The organism is Sphingomonas sp. 2378 (assembly GCF_038084995.1).
Lineage (GTDB): Bacteria > Pseudomonadota > Alphaproteobacteria > Sphingomonadales > Sphingomonadaceae > Sphingomonas.
Map to the genome: position 1 here is coordinate 1 of NZ_JAXCMJ010000051.1, position 13,165 is coordinate 13,165.

Below are 13,165 nucleotides of genomic sequence, written 5' to 3' on the forward strand. Positions count from 1 at the left end.
GTCGGGGACGGTCAGGATCACCGGGCTGGTGACCGGCGACACCGCCAGCGCCACCCAGGTGTTCGACAGCCGCAATGCGGGCAATCGCCTGCTGAAGGTCGTCGATCAGGTGATCAACGACGGCAATGACGGCGGCAACTACATCGTCCACTTGGTCGATGCCTCGGGCACGATCGCACGCCGCCTGGTCACCACCGGCATCACCGCCGACAACAAGGTCTATGATGGGACCACCGCGGCGACCGGTCGTTATGCGGCACTGACCAACGTCCTGGCGGGCGATGCGGTTGGCATCGGTGCGGGTACCATGGCCTTTGCCGATCGTAATGCGGGGATCGGCAAGACCGTTACCGTGACGGGAACGACGCTGAACGGCGCGGATGCGAGCAACTACGTGCTCGGTACGATCGCCGATACCACGGCCGACATCGGTCGTGCGGCGCTGATCCTCAACGCATCCAGCGACATGCGTGCCTATGACGGCACCGCCAACTCGGCGGCGCTGGTCCAGGCCAGTGGGTTGGTGGCAGGCGACAGCGTGACGGCGGTGCAGGCCTTTGACGGCAAGAACGCCGGGGCCCGCGTCCTCCATGTGGTCGACGGCAGCTGGACGGTCACGGACGGCAATGGCGGTGCCAATTACATCGTCTCGATCGGTGGGACCGCCAATGGCGCAATCCTGCAGCGCCTGCTGACCACCGCAGTGACTGTCAATGACAAGGAATATGACGGCACCACGGCGGCAACCGGCGCCTTTGGCGGACTGTTCAATCTGGTCGGTAGCGACCAGGTGACGCTGTCCGGCGGGACGCTGGCCTTTGCCGACCGCAATGCGGGTATCGGCAAGGCCGTGACGGTCACCGGCGCGACGCTCAGCGGGGCGGACGCGGCAAACTATGCGCTGGACAGCATCGCAGTCGGCACCGCGACGATCACGCCGCGTGCGCTGAGCCTGCAAGCGGTTGCGGACAGCCGCATCTATGACGGCACCACGGTGTCCGCTGGCGCGGTGCTGGCATCCGGGCTGGTTGGCGGCGATACCGTCAACGCGACCCAGCGCTTCGACAGCCGCCATGCCGGCAGCCGTCTGTTGCAGGTGGCCGATGGCTGGACGATCAACGACGGCAATTCGCGATCGGGACGATCGGTGGCCTTACCAACGTCATCGCCGGCGACGATCTGGTCCTGGATGCGACCGGCGGCGCTCTGCGCTTCCTCGATCGCAATGCCGGGGTCGGCAAGGCGGTGTCGCTGAGCGGACTGGTGCTGGGTGGCAGCGATGCGGCCGATTATGTGCTGTCCGACCTCGGGGCCGGGAGCGCGACGATCGCCAAGGCAACCTTGACCCTGACCGCCAGCGCCGACCACAAGACCTATGACGGCACCCGCACCTCCAACGGTACGGTGACGATCAACGGGCTTGTGGCGGGTGATACGGCCACCGCGACGCAGGCGTTCGATACGAAGGCCGCGGGGCTGCGGACGATCGGTGCGGACAGCTGGACGATCGCGGACGGCAATGACGGTGGCAATTATCAGATCGTCAAGGTCAATGCCTCGGGCGTGATCGATCGCAAGCTGCTGTCGGGTGCGCTGACCGGCCTGGTGACCAAGGTCTATGACGGCACCGACGTCGCGACGGTGGCCCCGATCAACCTCGACGGCTTCGTCGCGGGCGACGCGGTGACCTTGGCTACCGATGGCGCGCGCTATGCCGATCGCAACGTTGGGTCGGGCAAGACTGTGACGGTCACCGGCATGAGGCTGACCGGCGACGATGCCGCCAATTACATGCTGGGCAGCGATCAGGCATCGGCGAATATCGGGACCATCACCGCGCGGCAGGTGTCGGTGAACGTGACCGGACGGGGAGCGAAGACCTATGACGGCACGGTCATCCTGCGCTCCGATCAGGCCGGTGGTCTGAGTTTCGCCGCTGCGGCCAACGACGCCGCCACCCGCGCGCTGCTGGCGGCGGACGGCGTGACGCTCGATGCCAGCGGGGTGACGGGTACGCTCGCCGACCGCAATGCGGGTACCGGTAAGAGCGTGACGCTGGGGGGGTATACGCTCTCGGGCAACGGTCTCGGTAACTTCGAGCTGGCGTCGGACACGGTGCTGGGGATTGCCGACGTGGCGCGCGCCTCGCTGACGCTCGCCGCCTCGGACAATACCAAGACCTATGACGGCACCACCGCCTCGGCGGGAACCGTCACGATCACCGGCCTGGTGGCTGGCGACAGCGCCACCGCCACCCAGGCGTTCGACAGCCGCAATGCGGGCAATCGCGTGCTGAAGGTGGTCGACCAAGTGATCAACGACGGGAATGACGGCGGCAATTACATCGTCCATCTGGTCGATGCTGCGGGCACCATCGCACGCCGACTGGTCACGACCGGCATCACCGTCGACAACAAGGTCTATGACGGCACCACGGCGGCGACCGGCACCTTCGGCCGGTTGTTCAATCTGGTCGGCAGCGACCAGGTGACGCTGTCCGGCGGAACGCTGGCCTTTGCGGACCGCAATGCAGGTATCGACAAGGCGGTGACGGTCACCGGGGCGACGCTCAGCGGGGCGGACGCGGGGAACTACGCGCTGGACAGCATCGCGGTCGGCACCGCGACGATCACGCCGCGTGCGCTGAACCTGAAAGCGGTTGCGGACAGCCGCATCTATGACGGCACCACGGTGTCCGCTGCGGCCGTGCTGGCAGCGGGTCTGGTGGGCGGCGATACCGTCAACGCGACCCAGCGCTTCGACAGCCGCCATGCCGGCAGCCGTCTGTTGCAGGTGGCCGATGGCTGGACGATCAACGACGGCAATGATAAGGTCTATGACGGTACCACCGTCGCGACCGGGACGATCGGTGGCCTCACCAACGTCATCGTCGGCGACGATCTGGTCCTGGATGCGACGGGTGGCGCTCTGCGCTTCCTCGATCGCAATGCCGGGGTCGGCAAGGCGGTGTCGCTGAGCGGCCTGGTGCTGGGTGGCAGCGATGCGGCCGATTATGTGCTGTCCGGCCTCGGGGCCGGGAGCGCGACGATTGCCAAGGCAACGCTGACGCTGGCCGCCAGCGCCGACCGCAAGACCTATGACGGAACCCGGCTCTCCTCGGGCAAGGTGACGATCAACGGGCTCGTGGCGGGCGATACGGTTGCCGCATCGCAAGTGTTTGACGATCGTAATGCTGGCGAGCGCTTGCTCAAGGTGACCGGCTACACGCTCGCCGACGGCAATAACGGCGGCAACTATGTCGTCCGACTGGTCGATGCGGCGGGGTCGATCGATCGCCGGACGCTGGCGCTGACGCTCGCCGACGCGACCAAGGTGAAGGGGCAGGCCGATCCGGCATTCAATTATGCGGTAAGCAGCGGGTCGCTGGTCACAGGCGACCAGATCAACGGCTCTCCTGTTCGCGACAGCGGGGAAGAAGCGGGCAGTTACGCGATCCGCGCCGGCTCACTTCGCGTGAGCGACAATTATGCGCTGAGTGTCACTGACGGTCGCCTGACCATCACTACGGTACCAGGCGGTATTACCCCCGTCATCATCCAGAATGCCCGGTCGCTCGCAAATCGTGCGTTTGCATCGCTGCCCGGCACCACGGAGACGCGGAACTTGCCGCATCAGTGGACCGGCCTGTTCGAAAACACTTCGGGCTTCGGATGGATCGGCAAGGAACAACTGCCGGGCAATCTGACGGTGGTGATGCAATTCGCCAACGAAGAACAGGGCACCGCAAAAGAGGCAGGGCGTCTTGGCGGGACCGAGGGTTCCAACGGTCAGGACCCGCTGAATTCGTGCCTGAACGGTAGCAGCCGCACGAATTGCGGACCTGCCCTGGGCAGCGGGTTCCCGTATCCGACCAACAGCGCGGTCACGACGACGATCCGCTTCGTCGAGCCATCGCGCTGAACGGATGCCGGAGGATCGTGAGGAGGCGACCTTCGCGATCTTCCGGCAACATTGGCCACACAGAAGGGGGGAACCGGACCGTGGTCCACGACCATGCGAGCTATAAGGATTATCACGATTTGGCCGCCATGATCGACGCGGGGATCCAGGCTCTGTCGGCGGCGCGTGCGTTGCTCCATCGCCTAGAGGACCGTCCCGGCACTCCGATCGACCCTGGGTTGTCGAAGCTGTTTCCCTCCCCGGAGGTTTTCATCCCGCCCCGAACGCGAAAGCCGATGGGGCAGGACCGGCGCCTCCTCCCGATCATCGATCGCCTCGTCGCACTCATGCCTCGTGCGGGGCGAAACGGTGTCGCGATCCTGTTGCGCCTGCTGGACGAGCCCGGTTTCTATGTTTCACGCGAAGAACTGGTTCGGGCGGCAGGCATCCGCACCGCCGACGCCAAGGCGGTCAAGGTCTATATCTGCAACTTGCGACATGCCCTTCGGCTTGTCGGTATCCCGGCCGATGCCATCGAAACCGGACGTCGCAGCTATCGGCTCGTCCCGGATTCGGCGGCGGCAATCAGGCTCTTGATGAACGGCGATCCGCATTCGCACAACGGTAGCTCGATCAACGCTTCCTCGCGGACGCGGCAGGCCGGGTAGGTCGTTCATCTGTCGCCGACGTGACGGTGACCACCGGCGCGGCAACGGTCTGGCCGCTGAGGGGGATTTTCTTCTCTCTTCGCTGGCGTCTGGATCCCCTTGCGACAATCCTCCCGGCTTCGAGTGTAGCCGGTCCTTCGTGGTCTGATCCTCGCTACCCCGCAGCCCAAACCTCAACCCCGTCCGACACGTCTCCGTCCGGCTTAAAGGCCTGATCCGGCGCGCTGACGAACGATCGCGAGATGGCTCTGGAGCCAGATCGACCGTGAATGCATGTCGGAAGCTGCAACCGTGCCAACCGGGTCGGAACGGCCGTTTCCCGGGGCACCGCGAAGGGTGCCGTCATTGTGCTGGAAACAAAGGCCGTTCGCCGCTTCCTGATATCGCCCTTTGCCGGTAGCGTCGCTGTCGCCGAGGAACGGTAGGCTATAACCGATCCACAATAACGGCAGAGATGGAGCGGATGGCTGAATGCATATGGCGCGCAAGGGCACGAATGCGAGCGGGATGCGTCGCTATAACGAGCGGCTGATCCTGTCGGTGATCCGGCGGTTGAACGGCGCATCGAAGGCCGAACTGGCGCGGGTGACCGGCCTTTCGCCCCAAGCAGTGGTGCGGATCATCGACGAACTCGACAGCGACGGGTTGCTGTTCCAGGCGGAAAAGCGCACCGGCGGCATGGGACAACCGGCCACCGTCTATCGCATCAACGGCGCGCGCGGCTACACGGTCGGCGTGGAGATCGGCCGGGATGCGATGACGCTGGTGCTGCTCGATTTCGACGGGCAGCAAAAGGCGATGCATTGCGATGCCGGTGCCTTTCCGACCATCGCCCTAGCCGTGGAGCGAATCGACCGGTTTTTGCAGGAGCAACTGCCTTCTCCGCTCCGCGATCCCAGCACCTTTCTAGGTATCGGCATCGCGATGCCGTGGTTCCTGGGGGAATGGCGCGACGAGTTGGGGATCTCGGAAGACCAGGCGGAGGAATGGCGCCGGGGCGACGTCGCCGACCGGCTGCGCGCCGGGCTGCACTGGCCGACTTTCTTCGACAATGACGGCAATGCGGCGGCGCTGGCGCATTTGTTGTGCGGGGCCGGAACCGATCTTCAGAATTATCTGCTCATCAACCTCGGCACCTTCGTCGGCGGCGGTCTGGTGCTGGGCGGGCAGGTGGTGCAGGGCCGACACGGCAATGCCGGCGCGCTGGCATCGATGCCGGTCATGGCCGATGGCCGGCGCGACTCGCTGATCCACCATGCCTCGCTCTACGACCGCGATCGGGCTGCCACGTCCGCCGACCTGGAGGGATGGCGGCGTCGCTGCACCGAAGCCTTGGCCTTCGCTATTTCGGGTGCCAACAGCCTGCTCGACCTGGAGGCGGTGATCCTCGACGGATCGCTGGCGGCGGGGGAACTGGCCGATATCGCGGCGGCAGTGGGACAACGACTCGCCGATCATGCCCCGCCCGATTTCTTCGCACCCGAATTGCGCATCGGCACGCTCGGACGGCAGGCAGCGGCGATGGGCGCGGGGCTGTTGCCGCTACACGCGCAATATTCGCCCGATCTCAGCAGCTTGTTCAAGCGGGGCTGATCGAATCATCGCGGAAAGCGAACCGGGCACTCGCCATGATATCGCTAACGACAAACGATTGCGAAACAAATGGCTGAAATGTCAAGCGAATTGCCCTTGACCAACTAAATCACATTAGTAGATTTAGTGGGATCGACCGCAAAAGCGGCGCTGACGGGGAGAGGTATGATGGCCATGAATGTGCAGCATGCAGGACGGGTAGGGCTCCGGTGGTAAGCGAACCGCTGCTGCTCGGTGGGATTGAGGCCGGGGGCACCAAGTTCCTGTGCGCCGTCGCCGACCGTGACGGACGGATCCTTGCCGAAACCCGGATTGCGACCACGGTCCCGACCGAGACGCTGGGCGCGGCCAGTGCGTTCTTCCGCGATGCGCAGCGTGTCCATGGTGGCCTGTCGGCCTTTTCGGTCGGCAGCTTCGGGCCCCTCTCGTTGAATCCGCTGGCGACCGATTACGGCTATATCACCTCGACACCGAAGCCGGGCTGGGAGAATACGGACCTGCTCGGACATTTCCGGCAGAGCATCGAGGCGCCCATGACGCTCGACACCGACGTGAATTGCGCGGCGGTGGGCGAGCGGCTGTTCGGGAGCGGGCAGGGGCTGGACAGCTTCTGCTACGTCACGGTCGGCACCGGCATCGGTGTCGGCCTGCTGATCGGCGGGGCGCCGCATGGCGGAGCAAACCATCCGGAGGCCGGGCATATCGTTGTCCCGCGTGCGCCGGGCGACGACATGTTCGCCGGTATCTGCCCGTTCCATGGCGACTGCCTGGAAGGGCTGGCTTGCGGTCCGGCGATGCACGCGCGCTGGGGCGTGCCGGCCGAGCAATTGCCGACCGACCATCCGGCATGGGCGATCGAGGCCGACTATGTCGCGGCGCTGTGCGCGACGCTTACCTATGTCGTCCGCCCCGACCGGATCATCCTGGGCGGCGGTGTGATGCAGCCGCAAATGTACGGGCGGGTGCGTTCGGCGCTGGTCGCGAAACTGGCCGGCTATGATGCCAGCATGCGCATGATCGACATGGAGGATTATGTCGTCGCCCCGACCGCCGGGGCGTCGGCCGGGCTGACCGGCGCGCTGGCGCTCGCCTATCGCACCGCGACCCGCCAATGGCCGATGCACTGGCGCATGGCCGAACCCTCTAACACGAACAAGGAGACGGTCGATGCATAGCATCGCGACGCCGGGTGGCCGGCAGGATGTTGACGATGCGCGGGCGACGACCGCGATCGTGCTGAGCGCGGCCGGGGCGGCGCTGGGCGGATTGCTGTTCGGGTTCGACACCGCGGTCATTTCCGGCGCGACGCAGGCGTTGCAGGAGCGCTTCGCGCTGACCGACGCATCGCTCGGCTTTACCGTCGCATCCGCGCTGATCGGCACGGTGATCGGTTCGCTGGTCACCGGCGCGCCCGCCGACCGCTATGGTCGCAAGGCGATCATGCTGTCGGTCGCGATCGCCTATGTCGTCTCCTCCTTTGGCACCGCGCTGGCGCAAAGCTGGCCGATGCTGATCGCGTTCCGTTTCCTGGGCGGCCTTGCCATCGGGGCGGCATCGGTGGTCACGCCGATCTATATCGCCGAAGTGTCCCCTGCGCGCTTCCGGGGGCGGCTGGTGGCGATGAACCAGCTCAACATCGTGCTGGGCATCCTGATCGCGTTCCTCAGCAACTATCTGATCGCGCAAGCATTCCCGCCCGAGGTCGCATGGCGATGGATGTTCGGGATCGTCGTGGTGCCCTCGGCCCTGTTCCTTGCCGTCACCTTCGTCCTGCCCGAAAGCCCGCGCTGGCTGGCGATCCATAACGACCGGGCCAAGGCGGTGGCGGTGATGACCCGGTTGGGCTTCCTGTCCCCCCAAGCCGAACTGGTGAAGATCGAAGCCGCCGAGCGCCGCGACGCGGGGCGGAGCGATACCCGGCTGTTCCAGAGCGCGCACAGTTTTCCGGTGGCTTGCGCCATCGCCATCGCGATGTTCAATCAACTGTCGGGCATCAATGCGCTGCTCTACTATGCGCCGCGCATCTTCGAGCTTGCCGGTGCCGGGGCGGACAGCGCCCTGTTGCAGTCGATCGCCGTCGGCGGCACCAATTTGCTGTTCACCGTGGCGGCGCTGTTCTTCATCGACCGCTTTGGACGGCGACCGCTTTTGATCGTCGGCTCGGTGGTTTGCGCCGCCGCCCTGCTGCTGGTCGGCTGGCAGCTCGAACGCGCCGCGCCGGACGGGACGCTGATCCTTGGCGGTCTGCTCGCCTTCATCGCCGCCTTCGCGATCAGCCAGGGCGCGGTGATCTGGGTCTTCATCTCGGAGGTGTTCCCCAGCGCGGTGCGCGGCAAGGGGCAGGCGCTGGGATCGACGACCCACTGGGTCGCGGCGGCGGCGATCACCTGGCTGTTCCCGATCGTGGCGAGCGCGGTCGGTGGCTGGGTCTTCGCCTTCTTCGGCGAGATGATGCTGGTGCAACTGGTGTGGACGGTGCGCGTGATGCCGGAAACCAACGGCGTGGCGCTGGAGGACATGGATCTGGGGGGCAAGGCGGCATGAAATCGCTCATCTTGCTCGCCATGGTCGGCCTCATGCTGCCGACCCATGCCTCGGCGCAGCGGGCCGATCCGCGCCCGACCTATCATTTCGCGCCCGAGCGCAACTGGATGAACGATCCCAACGGGCTCGTCTATTATGATGGCGAGTACCACCTGTTCTTCCAGTACAACCCGCATGGCGACCGCTGGGGCCATATGAGCTGGGGCCATGCGGTCAGCCGCGACCTGGTCCATTGGGGAGAACTGCCGATCGCCATTCCGGAGACCGCCGACGTCATGGCGTTCTCGGGCAGCGCGGTGGTCGACTGGAACAATACGACCGGTTTCGGAAAGAACGGGAAGCCGCCGCTGGTCGCGATCTATACCGGGCATAATCCCAAGGCGAAGCTGCAATCGCAATATGTCGCCTATAGCAACGATCGCGGCCGGACCTGGACCGTCCATGGCGAAGTGCTGAGCGTCGGCTCGCCCGAGTTTCGCGATCCCAAGGTCTTCTGGCACGCGCCCACGAAGCGCTGGGTGATGGTGGCGGTCATGGCGCTGGAGAACCGAGCGGTCCTGTTCACCTCACCCGATCTCAAGCAATGGACCTTCGCCAGCAGCTTCGGACCTGCGGGCGGGCGAGGGAAGAATTGGGAATGCCCGGACCTGTTCGAGCTGCCGGTCGAGGGCGGCGCGCCGGGCGAGAAGCGCTGGGTGCTCGGCATCAACCTGGGCGACAATGCCGTCGGCGGCGGATCGGGCGGCCAGTATTTCGTCGGCGATTTCGACGGCAGGCGCTTCACCACCGTCCCCGGCTGGCCGAGCGAGGCGCAGTGGATGGACTATGGCGCGGACTTCTATGCCGCCGTGTCGTGGAACGACCTGCCGAAGGACGATCAGCGCCGCGTCTGGATCGGCTGGGCCAACGACTGGCGCTATGCGGAGGCGATCCCGACCTGGCCGGCGCGCGGGTTGATGACCGTGCCGCGCGAGGTGACGCTGAAGAAGACGCTCCTTGGCTATCGCATCGCGCAAATGCCGGTGCGCGAGGTGGCCAGCCTGCGCGGCGCACCGCAGCCGTTCACCGGCACGCTTGGCGAAACGCCCACCGACCTGCCGATCGCGGGCGGTTCGGCCGACCTGACGCTCGACCTCGACACCGGCACCGCCGATCAGGTGACGATCGCGCTGACCGACGAGCAGGGCTATCAGACGCTGATCGGCGTCAACCCGAGCGTCGACGAGGTGTTCGTCGACCGCACCCGGTCGGGGCCGCATTTCCACGACGGCTTCGCCAACCGCCATGTCGCGCCGGTCGACCTGAAGGGAAAGCGCGTGCGGCTGCGGGTGCTGGCCGACCAGTCGATCCTCGAAGTCTTCATCGGCGACGGCACGCACACCATCACCGACCGTTTCTTTCGCGGGGGCGGGCTGCTGCGCTGGAGCGCGAGCGCGCGGGGTGGCAGCGCGAAGCTGACGATGCAGGCATGGCCGATGACCGGGGGCGGGCGCTGACATGACCGCATTCGTCACCACGATGGAAGCGACCGCGCCGGGCTGACGCCCACCTGTCGACTCTTTCAACAACCAAAAAAACAAAACGGAAATCTGGGAGGATTTATGCCGAAGACCTTGCTCGCCTTGCTGACATCGAGCGCGGTGATCCCGCTCGCCGCCATCCCCGCCGCCGCGCAAGATACGACCGCGCAGGCGCAGGCCGAAGCCGCACCCGAAAATGACGCCAGCGCCGATATCGTCGTCACGGGATACCGCGCCGCGCTGGGTTCGGCGCAGGAGATCAAGCGCAACTCGTCCTCAATCGTCGATGCGATCGTGTCGAACGACATCGGCAAGCTGCCCGACAACAACGCCGCCGAAGCGATCGCCCGCGTCACCGGCGTCACCGTACAGCGCTACAATGACGAAGCCGGTGTGATCCTGGTGCGCGGCCTGCCCGATGTCGCCACCACCTTCAATGGCCGCGAGTTCTTCTCGGCCGAGGACCGCGTGCTGCACCTTCAGGATTTTCCGGCGGGCGTCGCGGCGGGGATCGAGGTTTACAAGTCGGGTACGTCCGACCTCATCGAGCCCGGGCTTGCGGGTCTGGTCAACCTTCGCTCGCGTCGTCCGTTCGACGTCAAGGATACCGAGATCGCGGGCGAACTGCGTGCCTCGTATAACGATCAGGCCAAGGCGTTCGACCCGGCGGGCAATCTGCTGCTGACCAAGCGCTGGGACACGCCGATCGGGGAGGTGGGCGCGCTGATCAACGTCAGCTATGTCCGCACCACCTATCGCAATGCTGATCGCTATGCCGATTCCGCTGTCATCTCGCCGCGCGGCTTCGGTGCGGACGATCCGGCCGACGACCTGACCGTGACGACGCCGGGCGTGGGCAATGATTTCCGCTTTCCTGCCAATGCCGGCAATTTCTATGAAAAGGGCGTGCGGCATCGCCCCGCGGTCAACGGCACGATCCAGTGGCGGCCGACCCCGAACCTCGAACTCTTCGCCGAGGGACTGTGGCAGGCCTATCGCGGAGAAGTGCTGCGCGATGCCTTCAACGTCAATTTCGAGCGCCGCGACGCGAACGGCGTCGCCCCGACGCTCAGCAACGTCGTGCTGGTGCCGGGCGAACCGGACAAGGCGGCCAGCTTCACCAAGACCGGCGGCTATGTCCCCGAATTCTATCGCTCGACCCAGGACGATCGTACCGACACATGGCAGGCGGCGGCCGGGTTCAAATGGACGACGGGCCGCGCGACCCTGTCCGGCGACTTCGCCTATACCAACAGCAAGTATCAAGCGTCCGAGTATAGCGTCGATGCGCAACTGGCGTCGGCCCCGACGATCAACGTCGACTGGGACGTGCGCGGATCGGCGGTGTTCGACCTGGGCGGCTATGCCATCGACAATCCGGCCAACAGCCGCTGGCGCGGCTATTACCAGCGCGACTTCGTGACCAAGGGCGACGGGGTGCAGGGGCGGATCGACGTCGATCTCGAAACCGACTGGGGCTGGCTGCCCCGCTTGCAGTTCGGTTTCCGCGTCAGCGACCGCAATGCGTCGTCGCAGAACAACAACCGCTATGCCTATACCGCCGGGCTGAACATCCCGCTCGACAGCTTGCCGACCGGGGCGCTGGGTCTCATCACCGATGGTTTCCGTGGCGATCCGCAGCGCTTCCAGAACTGGCTGGCGCCCGGCCGCGACGCGGTCCGCGCGAATGGCGAGGCGTTGCGCCTGCTCGCGCTGCAATCGGTCCAGCGCGCGACGGTGCTGTTCCCCTGGGACAATGGCATTCGCGAGGCGGTGACGAAGTTCGCGACCGCCGACATCCCCTTCGACCCGCTGGGCGGCTTCACGGCCAGCGAGGCGAGCTATGCGACCTATGGCCAAGGCAAGTTCGATATCGACCTGGGCGGCATGCGGATCGACGGCACGGTCGGCGCGCGCATCGTCAATACCGATGGCACCTATCGCGGGTTCAGCCGGGTGCAGGCCGCCGATGGCACGGTCGGGATCGTCCCCAGCGTCACGCGGCAGAATTATGTCGACGTGCTGCCCTCCGCCATCGCCCGGTTGCGCTTCTCGAACGAATGGCAAATCCGCCTCGGCTATACCCAGACGCGGACCCGGCCGAGTTTCGGGCAGCTCAACCCGTCGATCAACATCACCCGCAACAGCCCCGGCCCGGACGGTACGCCGCCGGTGTTCGACGCGACCGGCTCCGGCGGCAATCCCGACCTGCGTCCGCTGACGTCCAAGAATTACGATGCCAGCCTCGAATGGTATTTCTCGAAGAACGGATCGGCCTCGGTCGCCGCCTTCTACCGCGATCTCAACGGCTTCATCGGCTATTATACGCAGGTGGTGAACGATCCCATCTATGGCCGGGTGCAGCTCAATCGCCCGGAGAATGCCGGTAACGGTCGGATCAAGGGGATCGAAGCGTCGCTCCAGACCTTCTTCGATTTCCTGCCGGGTGCGTTGTCCGGCTTCGGCGTGCAGGGCAATGTCACCTATCTCGACGGCACCAACCAGCTGCCGCGCGTGCTGGGGGAGGGCGATCGGCAGGTCGAGATTACCGGCCTGTCGAAATGGGCGTATAATCTGACCGGCTTCTATGAAAAGGACGGCATCTCGGCCCGCCTGTCCTACAACTGGCGCTCGCGCCACGTCACCAGCTACAACCGCAACATCAACGAAGACCAATATGCGGGCGAACTGGTGGAGCCGATCGCACGGCTCGATTTCTCGGCCAGCTATGATGCGTTCAAGAACGTCTCGCTGGTCGCCAATGTGAGCAATATCCTGGCGCAGCCCTTCCGCAACTATCGCTTCTACAACGAAACCCAGTCGTTCGGTCGGGACCTGCGGATCGAGGGGCGGTATTTCAGCCTTGGCGTCCGTTTCAAGATGTAGCGTTTTGCGGCGGCGCGTCATGTCGCGCCGCCACCCCTTTGCATCCCGACACCC

General features: G+C 65.4%; 8 protein-coding genes. All 8 read left to right on the forward strand.

The annotated features are described in order from the left end of the window. On the forward strand, window positions 1-1,255 hold a 1,255-nt coding region (locus SM191_RS17180; protein ID WP_341507253.1), incomplete at its 5' end, for a YDG domain-containing protein. After that, a complete protein-coding gene (locus SM191_RS17185) occupies window positions 1,207-3,921 on the forward strand; it encodes a beta strand repeat-containing protein (RefSeq protein ID WP_445949880.1) in 2,715 nt (904 codons plus the stop codon). The genes SM191_RS17180 and SM191_RS17185, both read left to right, overlap by 49 nt. 80 nt (window positions 3,922-4,001) lie before the next feature. Continuing rightward, window positions 4,002-4,568: a hypothetical protein gene (locus SM191_RS17190; RefSeq protein WP_341507255.1), complete on the forward strand. Its 567-nt coding sequence runs from the start codon at window positions 4,002-4,004 to the stop codon at window positions 4,566-4,568. Between the two features lie 471 nt (window positions 4,569-5,039). Next, entirely contained in the window at window positions 5,040-6,161 is a 1,122-nt protein-coding gene (locus SM191_RS17195) for an ROK family transcriptional regulator (protein WP_341507256.1), read from the forward strand. Between the two features lie 209 nt (window positions 6,162-6,370). Continuing rightward, the gene (locus tag SM191_RS17200; RefSeq protein ID WP_341507257.1) at window positions 6,371-7,336 is read left to right on the forward strand and encodes an ROK family protein; all 966 of its coding nucleotides are present in this window, start codon (window positions 6,371-6,373) and stop codon (window positions 7,334-7,336) included. Next, entirely contained in the window at window positions 7,329-8,705 is a 1,377-nt protein-coding gene (locus tag SM191_RS17205; protein ID WP_341507258.1) for a sugar porter family MFS transporter, read from the forward strand. The genes SM191_RS17200 and SM191_RS17205 overlap by 8 nt, the downstream gene beginning before the upstream one ends. Next, window positions 8,702-10,201 (forward strand): glycoside hydrolase family 32 protein, encoded by a 1,500-nt coding sequence (locus SM191_RS17210; protein WP_341507259.1) that lies wholly within the window; start codon window positions 8,702-8,704, stop codon window positions 10,199-10,201. Before SM191_RS17205 ends, SM191_RS17210 begins: the two co-directional genes overlap by 4 nt. A 105-nt stretch (window positions 10,202-10,306) precedes the next feature. Then, the gene (locus tag SM191_RS17215; RefSeq protein ID WP_341507260.1) at window positions 10,307-13,111 is read left to right on the forward strand and encodes a TonB-dependent receptor; all 2,805 of its coding nucleotides are present in this window, start codon (window positions 10,307-10,309) and stop codon (window positions 13,109-13,111) included. Window positions 13,112-13,165 lie beyond the last annotated feature (54 nt).